We start from the raw sequence: 23,690 nt of genomic DNA on the forward strand, positions 1-23,690 counted from the left end.
GTCCGCGCAGGCGCGGCGCAGCGGCTCCACGGCAGCCGGGGACGGCACCTGGCCGCGGTGTCGGCCGGTAGGCCGACGGTGTCACAGCCAGGGCAGGTGCAGCACCAGGTCCAGGTCGTCGGGCGCCTCGCCGTCGCGGACGAGCCGGTTGGGCTGGCGGTGGCCGCACGCCGTGCAGCGGTGCACCACCTGCCAGCCCTTGCCCGACTTCTCCACCAGCCCGACGGGTTCCATCAGCTGGCGGCACTCACTGGCCCGGTCGCCGGGCAGGTCGTCGACGTGCAGCGACCACAGGCAGTACGGGCAGTGGTTGCGGTAGTGCCCGTCGGTGTTCGCCGGCACCTCCGCGTGGCACCACCCGCAGGTGAAGCCGGTGTTCTCCGCCCGCCGGGAGCGGGCCGTGCGCACGGGCGCGCCCCGGTCAGGGGACGAACGGCTCGACGGCGACGACGTCGACGGTGATGTCGCGGCCGTTGGGCGCCTTGTACGTGACCGTCGTGCCCGGCTTCGCCCCGAGGATCGCCGAGCCCATCGCCGACTCCGGCGAGTAGACGGCGAGGTCGGTGGTGCCGGCGATCTCGCGGGAGCCCAGCAGGAACTTCTCGGTCTCCTCGTCGCCCTGGAACCGGATGGTGATCACGGTGCCGAGCTCGGCGGTGGTCGCCGTCGTGGGGGGCTCGCCGACGCGGGCCTTGCGCAGCAGGTCGGTCAGCTGGCGGATCCGGCCCTCCTGCTTGCCCTGCTCCTCCTTGGCTGCGTGGTAGCCGCCGTTCTCCTTGAGGTCGCCCTCTTCGCGGCGGGCGTTAATCTCCGCCGCCATGGCGGGCCGGCCGGCCACCAACTGGTCGAGCTCGGCCTTCAGCCGGTCGTGGGCCTCCTGGGTCAGCCAGATGCCCTGCTCGTTCTCAGTGGGGGTGGTCACGCGGGGTACTCCTGCGGCTCGGGGGCCGTCTCCCGGCCGGGAGACGGTCGACGTCGATCCGGCCAAGCTAACACCGGCCGGAGGGCCCCTGCACCGACCCGGCGGCGTGGCAGGGGAGCGAGCACGCTACCCGCGGGCGGCGTGAGGAGCAGCACATCCACCCGTCCGGACCACCGCGCCGCGGCGTGCCGTCCCCACCGCGGGGGACACTGGTCGGGTGACCGAAGCAGACCCGTTGCGCCTGCTCGCCGTGCACGCCCATCCCGACGACGAGTCGAGCAAGGGCGCGGCGACGATGGCGAAGTACGTCGCCGAGGGCGTCGAGGTGCTGGTGGCGACGTGCACCGGTGGTGAGCGCGGCTCCGTGCTCAACCCGGCACTGGACCGTCCCGAGATCTGGGAGCGCCTGCCCCAGCTGCGCGCCGAGGAGATGGCCCGCGCCCGCGAGATCCTCGGGGTCGAGCAGGAGTTCCTCGGCTTCGTCGACTCCGGCCTCCCCGAGGGTGACCCGCTGCCGCCGCTGCCGGAGGGCTGCTTCGCGCTGGTGCCCACCGAGGAGGCCGCGGCGCCACTGGTCGAGGTCATCCGGCGGTTCCGTCCCCAGGTGGTGCTCACCTACGACGAGAACGGCGGCTACCCGCACCCCGACCACATCAAGACCCACGAGATCTCCGTGGTGGCCTTCGAGGCCGCCGGCGACCCGGAGCGCTACCCCGGCCTCGGGGAGCCCTGGCAGCCGAGCAAGCTCTACTACCACATGGGCTTCACGCTGACCCGGATGCGGGCGCTGCACGAGGCGATGCTCGAGGCCGGCGCGGAGTCGCCCTACGCCGAGTGGCTCGCCTCCTGGGACCCCGAGCGGGACGTGTCGCACCGGATCACCACCCGGGTGCCCTGTGCCGAGTACTTCCCGGTCCGCGACGCCGCGCTCATCGCGCACGCCACCCAGATCGACCCGACCGGCCGCTGGTTCGCCTGCCCGATGGACGTGCAGCAGCGGGTGTGGCCCACCGAGGACTACGAGCTGGCGCGCTCGCTGGTGGACTCGACGCTCCCCGAGGACGACCTGTTCACCGGCATCCGCAGCGAGGTGCGGGTCCCGTGAGCGCGCTGGCCACGGCCGTGCTGGCCGCCGAGCAGCAGCTGCCCGAGGACGTCGGCAAGTCCGGCCCGCTCGGGCTGTTCCTCATCCTCGTGCTGCTGCTGGCCACGGCGCTGCTGGTCAGGTCGATGAGCCGGCACCTCAAGCGGATCCCGCGCAGCTTCGACGAGGAGGACGGCCCGCGCGTCGTCGTCCCCGACACCCCGGCCGACCTCGTCGAGCCCCGGCAGCCCGGCCAGGACCTGCTCGACACGCTGCGCCGGGCGCCGCGGGCCATCGAGGGCCCCAAGGACACCGACGGCCGGACGGACCCGCCGGCGCGCTGACGCCGGCGGGCCCGCCCGGGCGGCTCACCAGGTGCGGGCCACGTCGACGACGAGGCGTGACCCGTCGCCCGGGCCGTCCAGGACGAGCACCCGGAAGGGCAGCCGGGCGCGGACGCCGAGGCCGACGGTGCTCGACCCCTCGAACGACCCCGCCCAGGCCACCTGGCGGAACGTGTCGTAGCCGGTCACGTCCACGGCCTCGGCGTCGTCGGCCGGGTCGTAGGTGGCCGCCCCGCGGTCGTCGTAGGCGGGGGTGTGCACGATCAGCTGCAGGTCGGCGGCGCCGCGCAGGGGGACGGGGATGCCCGAGCCGTCCCGCACGACCTGGCTGACGTAGCGCACGTCGTAGGACACGGCGGACGCGTCGATCCCGTCGAGGTCGAGCACCAGCCGGTCGTAGCAGGTGTGCCGGCCGGCGCGGACGCCGTCCAGCGTGCCGCCGCCGTCGTCGGACACGGACTCGGGCAGCGAGCCCCAGACCGTGCTGCAGCCCGGCGCGGCAGAGGCGGGCAGGACGCCGCCGGTGACGACGGCCGCCGCGGCGGCCAGGACGACGGCGGCGCGGGTGCGAGTGGTGCTCACGGAGGTCTCCCGGCGTCAGGGGGATGGGTGGTGCGGACGAGGTGAGAGTCCGCCGACACGTTCCGCGGCGCCATGGCCGGACGTGCCCGTAGATGTCGATCCGAGGCGCCGCGCGTCGGCACGATGTGACGAAGAAGCGGCGTTTGAGAGCGACACGACACGGCAGTTGGCGCCAGGGTCACGGACGTGTGACGCGGCGTCGTCGTCCGCTCTCGGCGTAGTGCTGCAACCGCGCGACGGCGCTACCGTGTAAGCGTGTAATCAGCAGGCATCCCAGGAGGATCCCGTGCACGGACACCACCGCTTCGCCGATCACCCCTTCGCCCGCATGGGTGCCCCCGGGTTCCGGGGCCGCGGTCCCGGCGGGCGCGGCCGCGGCGCCGAGGGGCCGCCGCCGGTCGACCGGGCCGAGGTGGCCGGCTGGTTCGCCGGCCGGCTGCCCGACGGCTGGTTCACCGGGCCCGTCGAGATCACCGTCGACCGCGACGAGATCACCGTCGTCGGCCCGCTGGCCGAGCCCGACGCCGGTGAGGGTGACCCCACCGCCGCCCGGTCCGGGCGGATCTCCCGCTTCCGGGAGGACACCCGTGAGCAGCGCATGGCCATCGCCGACGCCGCCCAGGCCCGCTACGGCCGCTCAGTGGCCTGGGGCGCCGCCTGCGGCGAGGTTCGCGAGCTGTTCACCAACGCCTCGGTGCCGGTGATGACCCGGCTGCGCCAGCCCGAGCGACTGGTCCTCGACACGCTCGTCGACGCCGGGGTCGCCCGCTCCCGCTCCGAGGCGCTGGTGTGGGCGGTGCGGTTGGTCGGCCAGCACGCCGACGCCTGGCTGACCGAGCTCCGCGACGCCATGGCCTCGGTGGAGGAGGTCCGCGCCCGCGGGCCCGAGCTGTGACACCGGCCGGGCTGCCGGCCCCGCGGCCGGCAGCCCGGTTCCGCCGTCCGGCCGGCACGCGCCGCTGAGCAGGGACACTGGGGGCGTGCTCGCCCCCTCCGCCGTCCCGTCCGCGACCGACGTCCTCGTGGTGGGGGCCGGCCCGGCCGGCTCGGGTGCGGCGGCGTGGGCGGCCCGCGCCGGGCACGACGTGCTGCTCGCCGACGCCGCCGTCTTCCCCCGCGACAAGGCCTGCGGCGACGGGCTCACCCCGCGCGCGGTCGCCGAGCTCGACCTACTGGGCCTCGGCGACTGGGCGCGCGGGCGGGCCCGCAACCGCGGCCTGCGGGCGGCCGGCTTCGGCCGGGTGTGGGAGCTGCCCTGGCCCGGCGGGGCCTTCCCCGACCACGGCAGCGCCGTGCCGCGCACCGAGCTCGACGCCCGGATCCGCGGCTGCGCCGTGCAGGCCGGCGCCACCCCGCTGGAGGGCGCCCGCGCGGTCGACGTCGAGCGCGACGGGGACCGCGTCACCGGCGTCGTGTTCGACGTCGGCGGGGAGCGCTCGACCGTGCGCTGCGAGCGGCTGGTCGTCGCCGACGGCGCCCGCTCGCCGCTGGGTCGCCGGCTCGGCCGGCAGTGGCACCGCGACACCGCCTACGGCGTGGCCGCCCGCGGGTACGTCACCTCCGGGCGCAGCGGCGACGAGTGGATCTCCTCGCACCTGGAACTGCGGGACGCCGACGGGGCGCTGCTGTCGGGCTACGGGTGGGTCTTCCCGCTGGGGGAGGCCGCCGGACAGGTCAACATCGGCGTCGGCACGCTGGCCACGGCCCGCCGCCCGGCCGGGGTGCAGCTCAAGGCGCTGCTCGGCACCTACGCCACCGCCCGCCGCGAGGACTGGCGGCTCGACGGCCCGGTGCACGCGCCGGCCTCGGCGCTGCTGCCGATGGGCGGGGCGGTGTCGGGCGTCGCCGGGCGCAACTGGGCGCTCGTCGGCGACGCGGCCGGCTGCGTCAACCCGCTCAACGGCGAGGGGATCGACTACGGCCTGGAGACCGGCCGGACGCTGGCCGGGATGCTCGGCGAGCACGACTGGTCGGCGGCCTGGCCGGCCACGCTGCGGCGGCACTACGGCGAGGCGTTCTCCGTCGCCCGCCGGCTGGCCGGGCTGCTCACCCTGCCCCGGCTGCTGCCCGCGGCCGGCCCGGTCGGCATGCGCTCGCGCGCGCTGATGACCGTGGCGCTGCGGGTGATGGGCAACCTGGTCACCGAGGAGGACCGCGACGCCGTCGCGCGCGCCTGGCGCCTGGCCGGCCGGGTGTCCCGCCGCTTCGACGAGCGCCCGCTGTTCGCCTGAGCCCGTGCACTTCCGCGGAAGTGCACGGACCCGGGTCACACGAAGGGCGAGTTGTACATCGCGAAGTAGACGGCGATGTAGTGGCAGATCGCGGCCACGATCGTCATCGCGTGGAAGACCTCGTGGTAGCCGAACACGCCCGGCACCGGGTTGGGCCACTTCACCGCGTAGGCGACCCCGCCGAGGGTGTAGAGCACCCCGCCGACGGCGAGCAGCACCAGCGAGGTGACGCCGGCGATGTGCAGGATGTCGGTGAGGATGAAGACCGCGACCCAGCCCAGGCCGACGTAGAGCGGCACGCCGAGCCACCGCGGCGCCGTGGGCCAGGTCAGCTTGAGGCAGACGCCGGCCAGCGCCCCGGCCCAGACGCCGGCCAGCACCCAGTACCCGGTCGGCTGGTCGACGGCGAGCAGCGAGAACGGCGTGTACGTGCCGGCGATGAACAGGAAGATCATGGAGTGGTCGAGCCGCTTCATGACCTTCCAGCCGCGCGGTGACCAGCGACGGCGGTGGTAGAGCGCGCTGATCCCGAACAGGCCGCAGATGGTGAGGCAGTAGACGGCGACCGAGAACCCCGACCGTGCCCCGAGCACCGCGGCCAGCGGGATCAGGACGGCGCCGGCGACGATCGCGCCGAAGAAGGCGAACAGGTGCAGCCAGCCGCGCATCCGCGGCCGGGTGTCGGGGTGCTCCCAGTCGGAGTCGGCGAAGTCCGCGGCGGTCCAGGTGTGCTGGACCGCCTCGCCCTCCGCCAGGACGGTGCCGACGGCGGCGCCCCGCGGCGCCTCGATCTCGGCGTCGTCGGCCTCCACCCGGACGGGCTGGAGGTCGTCGGGGGCTGTGCTCATGCCCCGAGGTTACGGAGGCGTAGGGAGGCGTGCACCGCGACGCGGCTGTGAGGTCGCTGGCAACGCCGCAGGCCGGGGAGGGGGTGGTGCGCCGCCGGAACGGCGGGGTCGCGGGGGCCCTACGCTGGACCCCGTGGGGGCGCGTCAGTGGGTCCGCGACGCGCTGACCCAGCTCTACGAGCGGCGCCTGGCGCGACAGCTGCTCGGGGCCGCCGTGCCCCGCCACGTCGGCGCGATCATCGACGGCAACCGGCGCTGGGCGCGGGCCACCGGGCTGCTCGACCCCAACGCCGGGCACCGGCGCGGCGCCGACCGGATCGCCTCCTTCCTCGGCTGGTGCGACGAGGCCGGCGTCGAGGTGGTCACGCTCTTCCTGCTCTCCACCGACAACCTCTCCCGGCCCGAGCCGGAGCTCACCCCGCTGCTGCGGATCATCGAGGGCGTCGCCGAGGACCTCTCCGCGCCCGACCGGCGCTGGCAGCTGCGGCCGGTCGGCGCCCTGGAGCTGCTGCCGGCCGAGACCGTCGCCGTCCTCAAGCAGGCCGAGGAGGTCACCCGCGGCCGGCCGGGGGCCCACGTCAACCTCGCCGTCGGCTACGGCGGGCGGCGGGAGATCGCCGACGCCGTCCGGTCGCTGCTGGCCGAGCACGCCACCCGCGGCACCTCGCTCGACGAGCTGGTCGAGGTGCTCGACGTCGAGCACATCGCCGAGCACCTCTACACCCGCGGCCAGCCCGACCCCGACCTGGTCATCCGCACCAGCGGCGAGCAGCGGCTGTCGGGCTTCCTGCTCTGGCAGACGGCGCACTCGGAGTTCCACTTCACCGACGTCTACTGGCCCGACTTCCGCCGGGTCGACTTCCTGCGGGCGCTGCGTGCCTACGCTGCACGGCACCGCCGCTTCGGGGGCTGAGAGACTGGCGCCCATGGCATCCGGCGCGGTCGACCTCCCCCTCGAGTACGTCCGGCTGGGGTTGCGGTTCGACCGGCTGGAGTCCGGCTTCGTCGACGCCTACACCGGCGAGAAGCGGATCCGCGCCGAGGTGGAGAGCGAGCCCGCGCCCACGCCGTGGGGGCTGCGCGACCGGGCCCGCGCGCTGCTCGGGGAGCTCGACGCCGCGGGGCTGCCGGCCGACCGCGCCGCGTTCCTCCGCGGCCAGCTCACCGGCCTGGAGTGCACCGCCCGGAAGATGAACGGCGAGCCGGTCGCCTTCCTCGACGAGGTGCGCAGCTACTTCCAGGTCGACCTCACCCTCGGCGACCCGGCCGCCTACGCCGCCGCGCACGCCGAGCTCGACACCCTGCTGCCCGGGGAGGGCGGGCTGGCCGAGCGTTACGCGGCCCACCGGCGCCGCGAGGAGTGCCCGCCGCAGCGGCTGGAGACCGCGGTGCACGCGCTGTCGAGCGCGCTGCGCGACCGCGTCCGTGGCCGGTACGGGCTGCCGGAGGCCGAGACGGTGCGCTACGAGGTGGTCACCGACAAGCCGTGGTCGGGGTTCAACTACTACGAGGGCGACTTCCGCTCCCGGGTGGCGATCAACGCCGACCTGCCGCACCGCCTCAGCCAGCTGGTGCACCTGGTCGCGCACGAGTCCTACCCCGGCCACCACACCGAGCACTGCCGCAAGGAGCGCGGCCTCGTGGAGCGCGCCGGTCACCTCGAGCACACCGTCTTCCTGGTCAACACCCCCGAGTGCCTCATGGCCGAGGGGCTGGCCGACCTCGGCGTCGACGCCGCCGTCGGCGAGGGCTGGGGGCCGTGGTCGGCGGAGGTGCTCGGCGACCTCGGGCTGCGGTTCGACGGGCACCTCGCCGAGCGGATCGCCGCGGCCGCCGCGCCGCTGAACCGGGTCCGCCAGGACGCCGCCGTGCTGCTGCACGACCGCGGGGCCGACGCCGACGAGGTGGCCGCCTACATCCAGCGCTGGTCGCTGGTGAGCGCCGAGCGGGCCCGCCAGCAGCTGCGCTTCCTCACCCACCCGCTGTGGCGGGCCTACATCACCACCTACGTCGAGGGCTACGACCTGCTGCACCGCTGGCTGGCCGCCCGCCCCGCCGAGCAGGACGTCGCCGGGCGCTTCGTGCGCCTGCTCGACGAGCCGCTGACCCCCGCCGTCGTCGCGGCCGAGCTGTCGGCCGCCTGAACCGTGCCGCGCCGCGACCCCCCGGAGGCCCGCCTGCTCGGGCTGTGGACGGCGGGGTGGCTGTTCGCGCTGCTGCTAGCCGGTCTGCTGCGGGTCGGTGACCTGCGGGTGCAGTGGCCGGTGCTGCTCGTCCCGGTGCTGTGGGCGCTGGTGGCGCTGCGGCCCCGCGGCGGCCGCGCCGCCCGGGACCGCCCCCGGGGCGGGGACGACTGGCCTCCCGACGACGACCTGGCCGGCTGGCCACCGCCGGACGACGGCGGGCCCCCGCGCACGCCCCGGACCCGCGAGCTGCGGTGGCTGCCCGAGGTGCCCCGGGACCGCCGGCGCGAGTGACGGCGCTGTCGTGCGCCAGCGGCCGGCGGGCAGAGTGGGCGCATGTCCACCACGCGGCTGCTGCTGCTCGGTGCCGTCCGGGTCTTCCAGCCGGTGCACGGCTACCTGCTGCGCCGTGAGCTGCTGAGCTGGCAGGTCGAGGACTGGGCGCACGTCAAGCCGGGGTCGATCTACTCGGGACTGCGCACGCTGGCCGGCCTCGGCCTGGTCGAGGAGCTGCCCGGCGAGCCGGTGTCCTACCGGCTGACCCCCGACGGCGAGGTGGAGTTCCGGCGGCTGCTGGACCTGGCGCTGCGCGAGCCCGACCCGGGCGACCCCTCCCGGCTGCTGGCCGGGCTGTGCTTCGTGACCGTCCTGCCCCGGGCGGAGGTGCGCGAGGCGTTCCGGGCCCGCGCCCTGCAGCTGGAGGCGGCCGCCTCGGCCACCGCGGCCCGGCTGCGGGCGCTGGCCACCGGCCGGCTCGCGCCCGCGAGCACCGCCGAGCTGTTCGCCGTCACCGGTCACTGGATCGAGGGCGAGCGGGCCTGGGTGCGCGAGGTGTGCGGGCGCCTGGACGCCGGTCACTACCGGTTCGCCGGCGAGGAGCCCGGGCCCGACCTCCCGGCCGACGGGATCTGGCCGCCGGCCGTCCTCGGTGACGCGCCGGAAACGGGTTGACCGCCTGGTAGTCAAAGTTGAACACTGCCTCCCGTGATCGAGGCACGCGGGCTGGCCCGCACCTTCCGCAGGAGGAAGCAGGAGGTCCACGCCGTCACCGGGGTGGACCTCGACGTCGCGGCCGGTGAGATCGTCGGCTTCCTGGGGCCCAACGGCGCCGGCAAGACCACCACCCTGCGCATGCTCACCACGCTGCTGACGCCCACCGCGGGCACCGCGACGGTGGCCGGCTGCGACCTGCTGGCCGACCCCGTGGGCGTGCGCCGGCGCATCGGCTACGTGTCGCAGAGCGGCTCCACGCAGCCGGAGGCGCTGGCCGGCGAGGAGGTCGTCGACCACGGCCGGCTCTACGGCATGAGCACCGCCGACGCCGTCGCCCGCGGCCGGCGGCTGTTCACCGAGCTGGACCTGGAGGGCCTGTGGGAGCGCAAGCCCAAGGCCATGTCCGGGGGCCAGCGTCGCCGCCTCGACATCGCGATGGGCCTGGTGCACGAGCCGGGGCTGGTGTTCCTCGACGAGCCGACGACCGGCCTGGACCCGCAGGCCCGCGCGAACCTGTGGGAGCACGTCCGGGGGCTGCGCGAGGAGCGGGGGACGACGGTCTTCCTGACCACCCACTACCTCGACGAGGCCGACGCGCTGTGCGACCGGATCCTCGTCATCGACCGCGGCGCCATCGTGGCCGAGGGCACCCCGGACGCGCTGAAGTCCCGCGTCGGCGGCGACGTCCTGACCGTCACCGCCGCCCGCGCCGACCGGGCCGGTGAGCTGGCGCGGCTGGTCGCCGGGCTGCCGGGCGCCGAGCCGCCGCAGGTGCACGGGGACCGGGTGGTCGCGCGGGTGCCCCACGGCGGCAGCGCGCTGGTGCAGCTGGTCCGCGAGCTCGACGCCGCGGGCATCGGCGTGGTCGGCGTCGAGAGCCGCCGGCCCAGCCTCGACGACGTCTTCCTGGGGCTGACCGGGCGGTCGCTGCGCGAGGAGGGGGCGCCGGCGGCGCTCCCCGAACCGGAAGGAGCCCTGCAGTGAGCCTGCCCGTCGCGACGAACAGCGTCGCCCGCGACACCTGGACCGTCTTCGCCCGGGCGATGCGGCTGTCGCTGCGCAACCCGGCGTGGGTGGTGATCGGGCTGACCCAGCCGGTGCTCTACATCCTGCTGTTCGGGCCGCTGCTCGAGCCGCTGTCCGGCCAGCTCGGGTCGGGCAACGCCTACCAGGTGTTCGTGCCCGGGATCCTCGTCCAGCTCGGCATCTTCGGGGCGCTGTTCGTCGGGTTCGGCCTCATCGCCGAGTGGCGGGCCGGCGTCGTGGAGAGCCAGCGGGTCACCCCGGCCAGCCGGACCGCGCTGCTGCTCGGCCGGGTGCTGCGCGACGTCGTCGTCCTGCTGGTGCAGGGGACCGTGCTGGTGCTGGTGTCCCTCCCGCTCGGCCTGCGGGCCCCGCTGGTGGGCGTGGTGCTGGCGCTGGCCCTGGTCGCGCTGCTGGGCGCGGCGTTCTCCGCGGTGTCCTACGCGCTGGCCCTGACGCTCAAGAGCGAGGACGCCTTCGCGCCGCTGCTCAACGCCGTCGTCCTGCCGGTGCTGCTGCTGTCGGGGATCCTGCTGCCGATGAGCCTGGCGCCCGGGTGGCTGCAGGCGGTCAGCGACGTCAACCCGCTCAAGCACGTCGTCGAGGGGGTGCGCTCGCTGTTCGACGGCTCCTACACCTCGGCGACGGCGTGGTGGGGCCTCGGGCTCACGCTGGCCATGGCGGCGCTCGGCTGGTGGTTCGGCGTGCGGCGGTTCCGGCGGGAGTCGAGCTGACCCGCTGGTGGGACGGCTGGGACGGCTGGGTCCCCCCGACGGAGGACACGCCGCCTCCTCGTCATGTGACTGTCACCTCCCCGCTCTAGCGTCCGGGGTGGACGACGGGCCCGCCCCGGAGTCCACGGGAGGCCCGGTTGGTGCTGACGTTCTCGTCGACCAGGGGGCCGGTTCCCGGCCCCTGTGCCGGGGCCCGGCCACCTTCGAGAAGGGGTGCGGTCCGGCACCTCAGGGGAGACGACTCGTGACTCTTCGCCGCACGTACGTCCTCGACACCTCCGTCCTGCTCTCCGACCCGCGCGCGCTGCTGCGCTTCGGCGACGCCGACGTGGTGCTGCCGCTCGTGGTGATCGGTGAGCTCGAGGACAAGCGGCACCACCCCGAGCTCGGCTGGTTCGCGCGCCAGGCGCTGCGCCTGCTCGACGACCTCCGCGTCGCGCACGGCCGCCTCGACGCGCCGGTCCCGGTGGGGGACGACGGCGGCACGCTGCACGTCGAGCTCAACCACAGCGACGCCGCGGTGCTCCCGGCCGGCTTCCGCAACGACAGCAACGACAGCCGGATCATGGTCGTGGCGCTGAACCTGCGGGCCGAGGGACGCGACGTCTGCCTGATCACCAAGGACGTGCCGCTGCGGGTGAAGGCGGCCGCCGTCGGGCTGGACACCGACGAGTACCGGGCGCTCGACGCCGTCGACGCGGGCTGGTCCGGCATGGCCGAGGTGGGTCTCGAGGACGCCGAGATGGCAGCGCTCTACGACGCCGGCGAGATGTACGTGCCCGCGGCCGCGGAGCTGCCGGCGCACACCGGGCTGGTGCTGCTGTCCTCGCGCGGGTCGGCGCTGGGGCGGGTGACGCCGGACAAGCAGGTGCGGTTGGTCCGCGGCGACCGCGAGGCGTTCGGGTTGCACGGGCGCTCGGCCGAGCAGCGGGTCGCGCTGGACCTGCTGCTCGACCCCGACGTCGGAATCGTCTCGCTGGGCGGGCGCGCGGGCACCGGCAAGTCGGCGCTGGCGCTGTGCGCGGGCCTGGAGTCGGTGATGGAGCGGCGGGCGCACAAGAGGGTCGTCGTCTTCCGGCCGCTGTACGCCGTCGGCGGGCAGGAGCTCGGGTACCTGCCCGGCAGCGAGGGCGAGAAGATGTCGCCCTGGGCGCAGGCGGTCTACGACACCCTCGGCGCGCTGGTCTCCCGGGACGTGCTCGACGAGATCGCCTCGCGGGAGCTGATCGAGGTGTTGCCGCTGACCCACATCCGCGGCCGGTCGCTGCACGACTCGTTCGTGATCGTCGACGAGGCGCAGTCCCTCGAGCGCGGCGTGCTGCTGACCGTGCTGTCCCGGCTGGGCAGCGGCTCGCGGGTGGTGCTCACCCACGACGTCGCCCAGCGGGACAACCTGCGGGTCGGCCGGCACGACGGCGTCGCCGCGGTGGTCGAGCAGCTCAAGGGGCACCCGCTGTTCGCCCACGTCACGCTGACCCGCTCCGAGCGCTCGCCGATCGCCGCGCTGGTCACCGAGATGTTGGAGGACCTCCCGCTCTGACGTCCTGAGCCCCCGCCCGTTCCCGGGGCGGGTTGCGGGCGTTCCTCGTGCACTGCCGGTGCTGCAGGGCCGGCAGTGCACGAGGAACCCCGGCAGTGCCCTCACGCGCCGGGGCGCCGGCGCAGCCGCAGGGCCCGCCGGACGCGGTCGGCCAGCGCACTGGAGGGTCGCAGCAGCCGCCCGTACTCCACCCGCCCGTCGAACTCCCCGAGCAGCCGCCCGGCCTCCCACGCGAAGTCGGCTCGGCCGAGCAGCGTCCCGTCGGCCGAGCGCACCGGGTGCTGGAGGTCGCTGGGCGCCAGCCCAGCCGGTGGAGCAGGACCCGGCTGCGGCTCTCGCCGACGCTCTCGCTGCGCCCGTCGGCGAAGGCCACGGCCCGCGCCGCGGCACGGCTGCCGCGGATCCCGGCCGCACGGGCGAGCCCGTCCTGCAGGGCACCTGCGGCGGTCGGCCGCGCGGCGAGGAGCCCGTCGAGCGCGACCACCGCCACCTCGAACGGCAGGCAACGGGCGAGGTCGAGCGCCGTCCGGACGGGACCGGTCACGGGGATCCCCCCGACCGTGGTGACCTCGTCGTCCCCGAGCCGGGCGACGTGGCAGCGCAACGTGCGGCTGACGTCGCTGGAGGCAGGGGGACGCCGGGTCACGTGCACGCGGCCCGGACGCAGTCCCCAGGCGGGCAGCCCGTGCAGGACGGCCGCCGACTCGTGGCTGACCACGGCGTCGCGCCGCAAACCGGCGACGGTGGCCCGGACCAGCAGGTGGTGGCGGACCGCGGCAGCGGTGGGGACGGCGCCCTCGACGTAGGCCCCGCGGCGTACACGCGACAGCCCGCCGGAGCGTCGCGCGCGGGCGAGTTCGTCGTCGGTCCAACCGCCGGTGACCAGGTGGCGACGCAGGACGAGCGGTGTCTGCTCCTCGGACGGCATGCGGCCAGCGTCGTGCCGGAGCCCCGCGGCCGGTGTCCGGTCAGCAGGTCCGTGGACGGCCGCCGGTCCTGTGGACCGCGTACCGCCGGTCAGGGGGTGGGGTCCTCCGCCTCGGGGGCCGGTTCGGTGGCGCGCCGCGCCGGCGGGGTGCGGGGCGGCGTCGCGGCGTAGCGCAGCAGCGCCACCGCGCCCCACCCGGCCAGCAGGCACCAGGGCAGCCGGGCGGCGACCTCGTCGGGCGAGAAGTCGCCGCGCACGCCGAGCGCGAGCACCGGCAGGGCCAGGAGGAACCCCACCGCGAGGACGTCCCAGCGCAGCGGGCTCATGCCTCAGCGGTCTCCAGCCGCTCGCACAGCAGCGACGCCCAGCGGTGCGCGGTCGCGCGGACGCCGTCGAGGAGGGCCACCGGCACGCTGGTGCGGCCCAGCACGGCCGCGGGGTCGGCGGTGAGGTCGGTGTCCTGGACGACGAGCGCGTCGACCCGGGGCAGCCCGTCCAGCCACGGGCCGACGTCCTCGGGCTTGCGGGTCGCCTCCACGACGGCCCAGACCGCCGACGGCGAGAAGATCGCCGTGACCTGCTCGAGCCAGGTGCGGCCACCGGCGCGCATGGGGGCGTCGACGGCGACGACGGTCGGCGTCCCGGCCCGTGCGGCGTCCTGCTTGCGCTCGATCGCGGTGTCGACGGAGGTGATCCGGCCGGCCTCGGGCGCGAGCGCGGCGAGGTCGCCGCGGGTGGCCCACTGCAGCCGGTCGGCGTCCAGGCGCATCGAGACCGACAGCGACCGGGCGGCCGCGAGCGTCTCGACGCCGGGACCGACCACGAGCAGCACCTCACCGGCGCCGGCGGGCGCGGCCGGGGCGGCCGGGAGCGACCGCAGTGCGCGGGTCAGCGCGGCGTAGGTGCCGTGCGCGGCGACGTCGGCGGCGAAGCCCCCGCCGAGCAGGTCCTCGGGCACGCCGAGGCCCCGCAGCCGGGCGACGACGCGGGCCGCCTCGACCGCCCGCGGGTCGACGAGGTCGCGTCCGGCCCGCCCGCCCGCGGCGCGTTCGCGCACCGAGGGGACGACGACGCGGCCCGCGCGGGTGTCGACCGGCAGCCGGGTGACCGTGGCCAGCCCGGTGGGCCGCTGCGGGGCGGCCACCCGGGCGACGGCGTGCCCGGGCACCGGCGGGAGGCGGCGCGGCGGGACCGGCGGGCGCGCCAGCAGCGGCGGCACGGCCAGCGCGGTGCCGGGGGTCGGCGGCAGCAGGGAGAGCGGGGGCAGGACGGCGGTGGCGTCGGAGAGCAGCGGCGCCGGGTCGCTGGCGGTGGGCGCCAGTGCCACGAGCTCGGTGCCGGCCTCCTCGGCCTCCTCGACCTCGGCCTCCCACTCGTCGCTCTCGGCGGAGGTCTCCACCCAGGCCGGCTCGCGGTCCAGGCGCTGGGCGGTGACCGGCACCGGCGGCCGGCCGCGGTGCACGCCGCCCTGCGTCGAGGCGCTGGCGAGGACGCCGCGGAGGATGTCGGTCAGCGCGTCGTCAGGGGTGTCGTGCGCCAGCGCGGCACGCAGCACCTCGGCGATGGCCTCCTCGCGGCCGGTGGTCGGCTCGGTGGGGTCCGGGTCGGCCCAGGGAGCGGGCACCGGCTGCGCGGCCGGCACCTCGATCGGCTCCACGACGACGGCCGGCAGCACGTCTGTGGCGAAGTCGTCGGCCGGCACCTCCGCGACCTGCGCGGGCGCCTCCTCCGCGGCCGGCCCGGTGCCGCCGAGCAGCTCGTCGAGCAGGGAGTCCTCGTCGCCCGGCGCGGCCAAGGGCTCCTCGACGACGGCGGGCTCCTCGGCCACCGGCTCGGGCTCGGCCACCCGCTCGGCCGGAGCGGCGACGCGCGGCGCGGGGACCGGCTCGGCCCACATGTCCAGGTCGGGGGCGGGCCGTTCGCCGGCGGGCTCCTCGACGGGGAGTTCCTCGGCCGCGGGCTCCTCGGCGGGGAGTTCCTCGGCCGCGGGCTCCTCGGCGACGGGCTCCTCGGCGACGGGCGCAGGGGCCGGGGCGGGCGCAGGAGCCGGGGCGGGCGCAGGAGCGGGCGCGGCCATCGCGGCGGCCAGGGCGGCGGCCAGCGGCACCGCCGGACCGGCGGGCGCGGGCGCCGGTGTGCGCAGCACCGACCGGGACGCGGGGACCTCCGGCTCCGGCAGCGGCTCAGGGGACGAGGGCGGCTCGGGCGCGGTCGACGTCGCCACCGCGGCCTCGGTCAGCGCCCGCAGCGCCTCCGCGGCGGACGAGGCGGCCGCGACGCGGACGGCGTCGTCCACGGCCTCGCGGACCTCGCGGTCGCCGGCCACCACCTGCGCGAGCGCGGCGGTGAACGGCGAGGGGCCGACGGGTCCGGCCGGCGTCGCCGGCGGGCGCACCGCGGTCCTCGGCGCCCGGCGGGGCGCGGCAGCCGCAGCGGCGGGGGCAGCGGCGGGGGTCGGCGTGGCGGCAGCGGGACGGGCGGCAGCCGCGCGGGTCACCGCGGCCGGGCGGAACGCGGCCGCACCGGGAGCGGTGCCGCGGCCGGCGGCCACCGACGTCCGCGAGTAGAGGTCGACGTCCGGGCCGGCGCCGCCGGAGCCGAGCAGGCCGGCCAGCTCCTCGACCGGGTCGGGGAGCGCGGCGGTCCGGGCGGCCGCCGGGCGGGACCGGTGCAGCTCGGTGGCGCGCAGGAACGCGCCGGTGTCGGCCAGCGGTCCGGGGTCGCGGCTGAGCGCGGCCTCGATGCGCCGGGCCGACTCCGACCGCGACGCCGGGGCGCGGCGGGCCGGCTCGACCTCCTCCACCTCGGCGACGAACCGCTCGGTGGCGAAGAAGCCGAGCACCCCGCCGGAGCGGACGCGGCGCACGCCGACGATCCGGACGGCGTTGCCGTAACGCTCCCGCGCCGCGGCCACCGCGGCCTCCGGCGTGGGCGCCTCAACGGATGGCAACGGCACCGCTCACCACTCCCAGGGACTCGATCTGGGCCGTCCGGGAGACCTCCGCGTAGGAGATCACCGGCAGCCGGGGCAGCACCTGGCGGACCAGGCGGGACAGCGCGGCGCGGACCTGCGGCGAGCAGACCAGGACCGGCGAGAGGCCGTGGTTCTCGGCGACCTCGAGCAGCCCGGTGCAGCCGGTGACCAGCGCGTCGACCGAGCCGGCGTCCAGCGCCAGCACCTGGCCGCCGTCGCCGTGCCGGACCGCCTCGAGCAGCCGCTGCTCGAACGCCGGCTCGAGGGTGAGCACGTGCAGCCGCTCGTCGGGCGTGACGTAGGGGTGGCTGATCGCCGCGCCCAGCGACGAGCGCACGGCCTCGACCAGGCCGTCGAGGTCGGTCGACGTCTTCGCCCGCAGCGACAGCGCCTCGAAGATGCGCACCAGGTCGCGGATGGACACGTTCTCGGTGAGCAGCGCGTGCAGCACCCGCTGGATCTCCCCGAGGGTGAGCAGCGCGGGGGTGAGCTCCTCGACGACGACCGGGTGGCTGCGGCGGACCATCTCCACCAGCAGCCGGACGTCCTCGCGGCCGAGCAGGTCGGCGGAGTGCTGGCGGACGACCTCGGCCAGGTGCGTGGTGATGACCGAGGAGCGGTCGACGACGGTGGCGCCGGCCATTTCCGCCTGCCGCTGCAGCTCGGCGGGCACCCACTTGGCGGGCAGGCCGAAGACCGGCTCGCGGGTGGGGCGGCCGGGCAGGCCGTCGAGGGCGTCGCCGATGGCCAGCACGGTGCCGGCGGGGGAGGAGCCCTTGGCTGCGGGGACGCCGTTGAGCCAGATGACGTACTGCGACGCCGGCAGGTCGAGGTTGTCGCGGGTGCGCACGAGCGGGATGACCAGGCCGGTCTCCATCGCGACCTTCCGGCGCAGCGCCTTGACGCGGTCGAGCAGGTCGCCGCCGCGGGCGGTGTCGACGAGGTCGACCAGGTCGAAGGCCACCTCGAGCTCGAGCGGGTCGACCCGCATCCGCTCGGCGATCGCCTCGGGGGAGTCCGGCCGCGGCTCGTCGTCGGCCTCGGCGGCCGGCGCGGTCTCGTCGTCGGCCGGGACCTCCTGCATGCGGGCGGCCATGAGCAGGAAGGCGCCACCGATGACCAGGAACGGCAGCTTCGGCAGGCCGGGGATCAGGCAGAGGGCGAGCGCGGCGCCGCCGGCGATGCGGACCGGCTGCCGGAACCGGCCGAGCTGGGCGAGCAGGTCGCTGCCCATGTCCCCGTCGGAGGCCGAGCGGGTGACGATGATGCCGGTCGCGGTGGACAGCAGCAGGGCGGGGATCTGGGAGACCAGGCCGTCGCCGACGGTGAGCAGCGAGTAGGTCGAGACCGCCTCGCCCGGCGCCATGCCCTTCTGCACGACACCGACGGCGAACCCGCCGACGAGGTTGATCAGCGTGATGATGATGGCCGCGATCGCGTCGCCCTTGACGAACTTCGAGGCGCCGTCCATCGAGCCGTAGAAGTCGGCCTCGCTGGTGACCTCCGAGCGCCGCTTGCGCGCCTGCTCCTCGTTGATCAGGCCGGCGTTGAGGTCGGCGTCGATGGCCATCTGCTTGCCTGGCATCGCGTCGAGGGTGAAGCGGGCGCCGACCTCGGCCACGCGGCCGGCACCGTTGGTGATCACGACGAACTGGATGATCGTGAGGATCACGAAGATCACCAGGCCGACGACGAGCGAGCCGCCGATGACGAAGTGGCCGAAGGCCTCGATGACCTTGCCGGCGTAGCCGTCGCTCAGCACCAGCCGGGTCGAGGAGACGTTGAGGGCCAGCCGGAACAGCGTCGCGATGAGGATCAGCGACGGGAAGACGGCGAAGTCCAGCGGCCGCCGGATCTGCATGGCGACCAGCAGGATCAGCAGCGACGCGGTGATGTTCAGGCCCAGCAGCAGGTCCAGGAACGCCGCCGGCAGCGGCACGACCAGCATGAGGACGATGGCCACGACGCCGATCGGCACGGCGGCCCTGGTCATCCCTCGCACGGAGCCTCCATCGGCAGCCCGCACGGGGGCACCGACCGCGTTCGGCCCACCCGTCACAGCCGCCCCACCACCCGGGCACTTCCGCGGAAGTGCACGGGTCAGGAGGCGATCGGCGCCCTCCGCCGGCCGGCCCGCGGCAGCCCGGTGACGTCGGGCGCCTCGAACCCCGGGCGGTGCAAGCCGCCGCGCACGCCGCGCGCGCCCAGCTGCATCACGAAGGCGAGCACCCGCGCGACGGCGGTGAACAGCTGCGGCGGCACCTCCTGGCCGAGCTCGCAGGAGGCGTGCAGCGCCCGGGCGAGCGGCACGTCCTGCACCATCGGCACCCGCGCCTCGGCGGCCCGCTCGCGCAGCCGGGCGGCGACCTCGTCGGCGCCCTTGGCCACCACGCGCGGGGCGCCGCGCTCGGGCTGGTACCGCAGCGCGACGGCGACGTGCGTCGGGTTGACCAGCAGGACGTCGGCCTCGGCGACCTCGGCCATCATCCGGTTGCGCGACATCGCCAGCTGCATCGACCGGCGCTGGCCCTTCACGTGCGGGTCGCCCTCGGAGTTCTTGTGCTCCTGCTCGACCTCGTACCTGCTCATCCGCAGCTTCTTCGTGGTCTGCACCCGGACCACGACGTAGTCGGCGACCGCGATGACCAGGCCGGTGACCGCCACGACCCGGAACATCAGGACGGCGGAGTCGGCGACGGCGGCGGTGACCGCCGACAGCGGCAGCGCGCCCGACGCCGAGACCAGCTCCTGCGCCCGGTCGCTGGTGGTCACCACGACGACGCCGAGGGCGATCGTCTTGATGACCGCCTTGGCCGCCTCCCACAGCCCGTGGGTGCCGAACATCCGCTTCATCCCCGGGAAGGGGTTGAGCTTCTTCAGCGTGGGCTTCATGCCCTTGGTCGCCAGCGCCACCCCGCCCTGCGCGGCCGAGGCGAGCACGCCGGTGAGCAGCAGCGCGAGCGCCACCGGCAGCACGGTCGCGAGGAAGGCCGACAGCGCCTGGCCGAGCAGCGGGTCGACCCGCTCCACCCGGGGGTCCTCGACCACCGCCCCGACCTGCAGGAAGAGCCGGCCGACCTCGTCGAAGGTGTTTCCGACCATCATCGGCAGCAGGGCGCTGGCCACCGCGACCCCCGCCCAGGTGCCCAGCTCCTGGGTGCGGGGGATCTGCCCCTCCTTGCGCGCCTCCTTCAGGCGCTTGGGAGTGGGCTTCTCGGTCTTCTCACCGCCCGGTCCGTCCTTGGCCACCGGGCCTCACCCGCTCCGGAGTCCGACGACGGCGCGGGTGGCCTCCTCGAGCAGGGCGTCGAGCGCCGAGGGCAGCAGGGGGAAGGTCAGCCCGAGCAGGGCCAGGGTCAGCATGATCTTCACGGGGAAGCCGATCGCGAAGATGTTCAGCGCCGGCGCCGCCCGCGACAGCAGGGCGAGGGCGACGTCGGCCAGCAACAGGACCGCCACCATGGGCCCGGCGATCTGCAGCGCGGCCAGGAACATCATCGAGAACGCCGTCATCACGACCTCGCCGATCGACCCGGCGGGGTATCCGCCGGTCACCGGCAGGCCCTCGTAGGAGGTGGCGAACCCGCGCACCAGCAGCAGGTGCCCGCCGCTGGTGAACAGCAGCGTCGTGGCCAGCAGCGAGTGCAGCTTGCCCATGACGGAGTTCATCGTCATGGCCAGCGGGTCGTAGGCCGGCTGCAGCGTGAAGCCACCGGTGACGTCGATGAGCTCCCCGGCGAACTGCACCGCGGTGAAGAACAGCTGGACGACGAAGCCCAGCGCCGCGCCGATGGCGACCTCGGTGACGGCGGTGACCACGAGGAAGCCGGCGGTCGGCTCGGGCAGGCCCGGGGCGACGCGGTCGACCAGCGCGACCGACAGCGCCAGGGCCAGCGCGCCCTTGACCGGCGCCGGGATGGTGCGGGTGTTGAACGGCGGGGCCAGCAGGACGAACCCGGCCGCGCGGGCGGTGGCGAGCAGCAGGGCCGCGAGGGTGACCGCCGGGACCTCGAGGTCCATCCGGTCAGGTCCGCCCGAGCAGGCGCGGCAGCTGGTCGAACAGGTGCTCGGTGAAGCTCACCATCTCGGCGAGCACCCAGTTGCCCGTGACCAGCAGCGCGATGGAGACCGCGATCATCTTCGGCACGAACGACAGGGTGGGTTCCTGGATCTGGGTCGCGGCCTGGAACAGCGAGATGAGGAACCCGACCAGCAGCGCCGTGAGCAGCACGGGGGCGGCGACCTTGGCGCCCACCGTCATGGTCTCGACGGCGATCTCGGTGACGTCGGCGTCGGTCACGACGGCTCCTCGCTGTCGCTCGTCGTCATCGTGCCCGGGGGTGCTGTGCCCACGCGTGAGCTCGCGAGCTCGCTCACGAGTACGACCCCACCAGCGCGGTGGTGATCAGCGCCCACCCGTCGACCACCACGAACAGCAGCAGCTTGAACGGCAGCGACACCACCGACGGCGGCACCATCATCATGCCCATCGCCATGAGCGCGGCGCTGACCAGCATGTCGAGCACCAGGAACGGGATGAACACGACGATCCCGATGATGAAGGCGCTCTTGAGCTCGGAGAGGACGAACGCCGGCACCAGCGTGGTCATGCTGACCGACGCCGGGTCCTCGGGCTGCTCCTCGCCGGAGAGGCCCACCATCAGCTCGAGCTCGTCGTCACGGGTGTTGGAGAGCAGGAACTCCCGCAGCGGCACGACGCCGGCGTCGTAGGCCTGCGAGACGGTGATCGTGCCGTCCATGTAGGGCTGGACGGCGACCTCGTTGACGTCGGAGAACACCGGGCCCATGACGAACAGCGTCAGGAACAGCGCGATGCCGGTGAGCACCGAGTTCGGCGGTGACTGCTGCAGGCCCAGCGCGTTGCGGGTCAGCGACAGGACGATCGCGATCTTCGTGAACGACGTCGCCAGCAGCAGCACCGACGGCGCCACGGACAGGATGGTGACGGCGAGGATCAGCGTGATCGAGGTGCTGGGGCTGCCGTTGCCCACGGAGATGTCCACGCCGCCGTCGACGGCGGGGACGGTCGGCGCGGTCGGCGGCGTGGGCGCGGTCGGGGCCGCGGCGGCCGGCCCGGCCAGCAGCACGCCGGTGACGGCGCAGCCGAGCAGGGCCGCGGCGACGACGGCGGCGCGGCGCGTGCGGTCCATCAGCGGCGGACCGTCCGCTCGCGCAGCTGGCCCACCAGGGCCGACCAGGCGCCGCGGTCGAGCACCGACCCGGCGACCGCGCCACCCACGCGGCCGGGCGTGGCGTGCAGGGCCGGCGGGCGGCCCGCCGCGCCCGCCTCGGCGCGCTCGGCGAGGGTGGCCTCGACCGCCTCGCCGTCGAGCTCGGCGAGCAGGGTGACCTGCTGCTCGGTGGCGCCGACGACGAGCACCCGGTCGGCGATGCGCAGCACGTTGACGGTGCTGGCGCGGCCCATCCGCTGGTGGGCGACGACCTCGACCAGGCCCCCGGAGGAGCCCAGGCCGCGCTTCTTCGCCAGCCGCGCGGCGAACCACAGGACGCCGCCGACGAAGGCCAGCGACAGCAGCAGCCGCACGACCATCCACGTCACGGCTGGTCCTGCCCGAGCCCGGCGGCCGCGTCGGTCACGATCTCGCTGATCCGCAGGCCGAAGTCCTCGTCGACGACGACGACCTCACCGCGGGCGATGAGCGTGCCGTTGACCAGCAGGTCGGCCGGGGCGCTGGCGGCGCGGTCGAGCTCCACCACCTCGCCCGGGTGCAGCGACAGCAGCTCCCCGACGGTCATCCGGGTGCGGCCGATCTCGACGGTGACCTCCATGGCCACGTGCCGCAGCAGGTCCAGGCTGCCGCGCCGGGCGCGCGGCGTCGTCGGCAGGGTGACCTGCAGCGCGAGCGTCGCGACGTGCTCGGCGCCGGCGGCCAGCGGCACCGCCACGAGCATGCCCTTGTCCCGCAGCCCGTCGAGGGCGGTGACCGGGTCCTCGGTGCGCTCGCTGTCGACGCGGACCCGGCCGAGGGTGGCCGCGGCCGCCTCCAGCGCGGGGCGCAGCGCGGTGGCGACGTCCATCGGGCCGACGGGGGAGTTGTCCAGGGCCTCGACGACCTCGGCGGAGAGCACCAGGACGACGTCGCCGGTGACCTCCCCGGACAGCCGGGCGCTGACCGCGGCAGCCGCGGCCGGCGGGACGGGGACGGCGTCGGGGTCGGTGACCGCGGCGCCGGCGACGAGCTCGGCGCCGGCCGGGACGAGGGCGCCGGCCGCGCGCGCGGCGGCCACCACGACGCTGGTGATGGCCTCGGAGGCCTGGGAGTGGTCGAGCGTGGCGGTCATGCGAGGTCCTTCGGGGCCGACGGGGCGGGGACGATGGCGGCGGCCAGCCGGCGCCGGTGGTTGCTGGCGATGGCGTGGGCGAACACGGCGTCGTTGGTGGTGACCTCCAGCGGCGCGTCACGCGGGTGGCGCAGCAGCAGCACGTCGCCGACGGTGAGCGACAGCAGGTCCTCCGAGGACACCTCGAGCGGGGAGAACCGCACGCTCACGTCGACCGGGACCAGCTCCAGCCGCTCGGCGAGCAGCTCGGCGGCCCGCTGCCGCTTGCGCTGTGCGGACTCCGACAGCTGCGGGGAGGCGGCGTTGTCCAGCGCCTGGTGGAACGAGGAGAACGGCAGCACCAGCGCGGCGGCGCCCTCGCGGCTGCCGATCGAGAGCGTGTAGCGGGCCACCATGACGGTGTCCGAGCCGGCCGCGGCCTGCGCCAGGGCGGGGTTGTACTCGATGCCGTCGATCTCCGGCTGCAGGTCGCTGACGTGCTGGAAGGCGGCGGCGAACTCCTGCAGCAGCCGGGTGAGCAGCGAGTGGGTGATGGTGGTCTCCATCGCCGTCATCGGCCGCTCGGGCTGATGGGCGGCACCGGAGCCGCCGAGCATGTGGTCGACGGCGGCCATGGCGATGTCGAGCGGGTAGGCCAGCAGGCCCTTGCCGGCCAGCGGGTCCATGCCGAACGTCGTCAGGAACGAGGGGTCGGGCAGCGTCGCGACGAAGTCGTCGTAGGAGTGCTGCTCGATGCCCAGCAGCTCCATGCGGGCGCCGGTGCGCAGCATCGTGGTGAGGACCGTCGTCGCCTGGCGGGCGAAGGCCTCCTGGGCGATCTGCAGCACCCGGACGTGCTCGCGCGAGAGCTTGGTCGGGCGGCGGAAGTCGTAGGTGCGGGGCGCACCGCGCCGGCTGCGGCCGCCCACGGCCGGCGACTGCGGCCCGTGCCCGGCGGGCACGGTCGCGTTCTCGGGGCGGGTCACGGCCTCCTCATCGGC

General features: G+C 75.4%; 26 protein-coding genes. 11 read left to right on the top strand and 15 right to left on the bottom strand.

The genetic code is table 11. The annotated features are described in order from the left end of the window. Nucleotides 1–81: 81 nt before the first annotated feature. Together CHC04_RS13355 and greA are read right to left on the bottom strand one after the other, a co-directional pair. Nucleotides 82–408, bottom strand: a complete 327-nt coding sequence (locus tag CHC04_RS13355) for an RNHCP domain-containing protein (RefSeq protein WP_089404460.1) — start codon at nucleotides 406–408, stop codon at nucleotides 82–84. A gap of 13 nt (nucleotides 409–421) precedes the next feature. Beyond that, nucleotides 422–922, bottom strand: coding sequence for a transcription elongation factor GreA (gene greA, locus CHC04_RS13360; protein WP_089404461.1), 501 nt, complete (start codon nucleotides 920–922; stop codon nucleotides 422–424). A 217-nt stretch (nucleotides 923–1,139) separates the two neighbouring features. On the opposite strand from greA, the gene mca reads away from it, so the two are divergent. Together mca and CHC04_RS13370 are read left to right on the top strand one after the other, a co-directional pair. Then, nucleotides 1,140–2,027, top strand: coding sequence for a mycothiol conjugate amidase Mca (mca, locus tag CHC04_RS13365; RefSeq protein ID WP_089404462.1), 888 nt, complete (start codon nucleotides 1,140–1,142; stop codon nucleotides 2,025–2,027). Next, on the top strand, nucleotides 2,024–2,350 hold the full coding sequence (locus CHC04_RS13370; protein ID WP_245817185.1) for a hypothetical protein: 327 nt from the start codon (nucleotides 2,024–2,026) through the stop codon (nucleotides 2,348–2,350). Before mca ends, CHC04_RS13370 begins: the two co-directional genes overlap by 4 nt. A 24-nt stretch (nucleotides 2,351–2,374) precedes the next feature. Here the strand turns inward: CHC04_RS13370 and CHC04_RS13375 are convergent, their stop codons facing one another. Beyond that, the gene (locus CHC04_RS13375) at nucleotides 2,375–2,932 is read right to left on the bottom strand and encodes an AMIN-like domain-containing (lipo)protein (protein WP_089404463.1); all 558 of its coding nucleotides are present in this window, start codon (nucleotides 2,930–2,932) and stop codon (nucleotides 2,375–2,377) included. Nucleotides 2,933–3,218: 286 nt separating this feature from the next. On the opposite strand from CHC04_RS13375, the gene CHC04_RS13380 reads away from it, so the two are divergent. Then, entirely contained in the window at nucleotides 3,219–3,827 is a 609-nt protein-coding gene (locus CHC04_RS13380) for a hypothetical protein (protein WP_217897354.1), read from the top strand. A gap of 85 nt (nucleotides 3,828–3,912) precedes the next feature. After that, on the top strand, nucleotides 3,913–5,163 hold the full coding sequence (locus CHC04_RS13385; protein WP_089404464.1) for a geranylgeranyl reductase family protein: 1,251 nt from the start codon (nucleotides 3,913–3,915) through the stop codon (nucleotides 5,161–5,163). Nucleotides 5,164–5,198: 35 nt separating this feature from the next. On the opposite strand, the gene trhA is transcribed toward CHC04_RS13385, so the two are convergent. Next, on the bottom strand, nucleotides 5,199–6,011 hold the full coding sequence (trhA, locus tag CHC04_RS13390; protein WP_089404465.1) for a PAQR family membrane homeostasis protein TrhA: 813 nt from the start codon (nucleotides 6,009–6,011) through the stop codon (nucleotides 5,199–5,201). A gap of 133 nt (nucleotides 6,012–6,144) precedes the next feature. Between trhA and CHC04_RS13395 the strand changes: the two genes are divergently transcribed. From CHC04_RS13395 to phoH2, 7 genes are all read left to right on the top strand, one after another. Further along, nucleotides 6,145–6,924 carry an isoprenyl transferase gene (locus CHC04_RS13395; RefSeq protein ID WP_089404466.1) on the top strand — a complete coding sequence of 260 codons (780 nt, stop codon included), beginning with the start codon at nucleotides 6,145–6,147 and terminating at the stop codon, nucleotides 6,922–6,924. Between the two features lie 13 nt (nucleotides 6,925–6,937). Next, the gene (locus CHC04_RS13400) at nucleotides 6,938–8,155 is read left to right on the top strand and encodes a DUF885 domain-containing protein (protein ID WP_089404467.1); all 1,218 of its coding nucleotides are present in this window, start codon (nucleotides 6,938–6,940) and stop codon (nucleotides 8,153–8,155) included. 3 nt (nucleotides 8,156–8,158) lie between these two features. Further along, nucleotides 8,159–8,488 (top strand): hypothetical protein, encoded by a 330-nt coding sequence (locus tag CHC04_RS13405; protein WP_089404468.1) that lies wholly within the window; start codon nucleotides 8,159–8,161, stop codon nucleotides 8,486–8,488. Nucleotides 8,489–8,530: 42 nt separating this feature from the next. Then, nucleotides 8,531–9,145: a PadR family transcriptional regulator gene (locus CHC04_RS13410; RefSeq protein WP_089404469.1), complete on the top strand. Its 615-nt coding sequence runs from the start codon at nucleotides 8,531–8,533 to the stop codon at nucleotides 9,143–9,145. A gap of 33 nt (nucleotides 9,146–9,178) precedes the next feature. After that, a complete protein-coding gene (locus tag CHC04_RS13415) occupies nucleotides 9,179–10,171 on the top strand; it encodes an ATP-binding cassette domain-containing protein (RefSeq protein ID WP_089404470.1) in 993 nt (330 codons plus the stop codon). Beyond that, nucleotides 10,168–10,944 (top strand): ABC transporter permease, encoded by a 777-nt coding sequence (locus CHC04_RS13420; RefSeq protein ID WP_245817186.1) that lies wholly within the window; start codon nucleotides 10,168–10,170, stop codon nucleotides 10,942–10,944. The genes CHC04_RS13415 and CHC04_RS13420 overlap by 4 nt, the downstream gene beginning before the upstream one ends. A 244-nt stretch (nucleotides 10,945–11,188) precedes the next feature. Beyond that, complete coding sequence (gene phoH2, locus CHC04_RS13425; RefSeq protein ID WP_089404471.1) at nucleotides 11,189–12,484, top strand: RNA 5'-3' helicase PhoH2; 1,296 nt, start codon at nucleotides 11,189–11,191, stop codon at nucleotides 12,482–12,484. Between the two features lie 101 nt (nucleotides 12,485–12,585). Here phoH2 and CHC04_RS24190 read toward each other — a convergent pair whose 3' ends face one another. The 11 genes from CHC04_RS24190 to CHC04_RS13480 form a co-directional block, all read right to left on the bottom strand. Next, entirely contained in the window at nucleotides 12,586–12,759 is a 174-nt protein-coding gene (locus tag CHC04_RS24190) for a hypothetical protein (protein ID WP_176450000.1), read from the bottom strand. A 742-nt stretch (nucleotides 12,760–13,501) separates the two neighbouring features. Further along, nucleotides 13,502–13,738: a hypothetical protein gene (locus CHC04_RS13435; RefSeq protein ID WP_089404473.1), complete on the bottom strand. Its 237-nt coding sequence runs from the start codon at nucleotides 13,736–13,738 to the stop codon at nucleotides 13,502–13,504. Next, complete coding sequence (locus CHC04_RS13440; protein ID WP_089404474.1) at nucleotides 13,735–16,326, bottom strand: hypothetical protein; 2,592 nt, start codon at nucleotides 16,324–16,326, stop codon at nucleotides 13,735–13,737. Before CHC04_RS13440 ends, CHC04_RS13435 begins: the two co-directional genes overlap by 4 nt. A gap of 22 nt (nucleotides 16,327–16,348) precedes the next feature. Next, nucleotides 16,349–18,379: a flagellar biosynthesis protein FlhA gene (gene flhA, locus CHC04_RS13445; RefSeq protein WP_089404475.1), complete on the bottom strand. Its 2,031-nt coding sequence runs from the start codon at nucleotides 18,377–18,379 to the stop codon at nucleotides 16,349–16,351. A gap of 107 nt (nucleotides 18,380–18,486) precedes the next feature. Beyond that, entirely contained in the window at nucleotides 18,487–19,635 is a 1,149-nt protein-coding gene (locus CHC04_RS13450; RefSeq protein ID WP_089404476.1) for an EscU/YscU/HrcU family type III secretion system export apparatus switch protein, read from the bottom strand. A gap of 6 nt (nucleotides 19,636–19,641) precedes the next feature. Next, complete coding sequence (gene fliR / locus CHC04_RS13455; protein ID WP_089404477.1) at nucleotides 19,642–20,406, bottom strand: flagellar biosynthetic protein FliR; 765 nt, start codon at nucleotides 20,404–20,406, stop codon at nucleotides 19,642–19,644. A gap of 4 nt (nucleotides 20,407–20,410) precedes the next feature. Next, nucleotides 20,411–20,686 carry a flagellar biosynthesis protein FliQ gene (gene fliQ, locus CHC04_RS13460; RefSeq protein WP_089404478.1) on the bottom strand — a complete coding sequence of 92 codons (276 nt, stop codon included), beginning with the start codon at nucleotides 20,684–20,686 and terminating at the stop codon, nucleotides 20,411–20,413. Nucleotides 20,687–20,759: 73 nt separating this feature from the next. Beyond that, a complete protein-coding gene (fliP, locus tag CHC04_RS13465; RefSeq protein WP_089404479.1) occupies nucleotides 20,760–21,557 on the bottom strand; it encodes a flagellar type III secretion system pore protein FliP in 798 nt (265 codons plus the stop codon). After that, entirely contained in the window at nucleotides 21,557–21,958 is a 402-nt protein-coding gene (locus CHC04_RS13470) for a FliO/MopB family protein (RefSeq protein WP_245817244.1), read from the bottom strand. Before CHC04_RS13470 ends, fliP begins: the two co-directional genes overlap by 1 nt. Nucleotides 21,959–21,963: 5 nt before the next feature. Then, nucleotides 21,964–22,710 (bottom strand): flagellar motor switch protein FliN, encoded by a 747-nt coding sequence (gene fliN / locus CHC04_RS13475; RefSeq protein WP_089404481.1) that lies wholly within the window; start codon nucleotides 22,708–22,710, stop codon nucleotides 21,964–21,966. Continuing rightward, nucleotides 22,707–23,675, bottom strand: coding sequence for a flagellar motor switch protein FliM (locus CHC04_RS13480; RefSeq protein ID WP_245817187.1), 969 nt, complete (start codon nucleotides 23,673–23,675; stop codon nucleotides 22,707–22,709). Before CHC04_RS13480 ends, fliN begins: the two co-directional genes overlap by 4 nt. Between the last annotated feature and the right edge of the window lie 15 nt (nucleotides 23,676–23,690).

The organism is Geodermatophilus saharensis, assembly GCF_900188205.1.
Taxonomy (GTDB): domain Bacteria; phylum Actinomycetota; class Actinomycetes; order Mycobacteriales; family Geodermatophilaceae; genus Geodermatophilus; species Geodermatophilus saharensis.

Excerpts from the sequence above, each read along its gene's own strand:
- CHC04_RS13410 (WP_089404469.1), top strand. The coding sequence starts at position 8,531 with ATGTCCACCACGCGGCTGCTGCTGCTCGGTGCCGTCCGGGTCTTCCAG.
- CHC04_RS13470 (WP_245817244.1), bottom strand. The coding sequence starts at position 21,958 with ATGGTCGTGCGGCTGCTGCTGTCGCTGGCCTTCGTCGGCGGCGTCCTG.
- CHC04_RS13435 (WP_089404473.1), bottom strand. The coding sequence starts at position 13,738 with ATGAGCCCGCTGCGCTGGGACGTCCTCGCGGTGGGGTTCCTCCTGGCC.
- fliN (WP_089404481.1), bottom strand. The coding sequence starts at position 22,710 with ATGACCGCCACGCTCGACCACTCCCAGGCCTCCGAGGCCATCACCAGC.
- trhA (WP_089404465.1), bottom strand. The coding sequence starts at position 6,011 with ATGAGCACAGCCCCCGACGACCTCCAGCCCGTCCGGGTGGAGGCCGAC.
- fliP (WP_089404479.1), bottom strand. The coding sequence starts at position 21,557 with ATGGACCGCACGCGCCGCGCCGCCGTCGTCGCCGCGGCCCTGCTCGGC.
- flhA (WP_089404475.1), bottom strand. The coding sequence starts at position 18,379 with ATGACCAGGGCCGCCGTGCCGATCGGCGTCGTGGCCATCGTCCTCATG.
- fliR (WP_089404477.1), bottom strand. The coding sequence starts at position 20,406 with ATGGACCTCGAGGTCCCGGCGGTCACCCTCGCGGCCCTGCTGCTCGCC.
- CHC04_RS13400 (WP_089404467.1), top strand. The coding sequence starts at position 6,938 with ATGGCATCCGGCGCGGTCGACCTCCCCCTCGAGTACGTCCGGCTGGGG.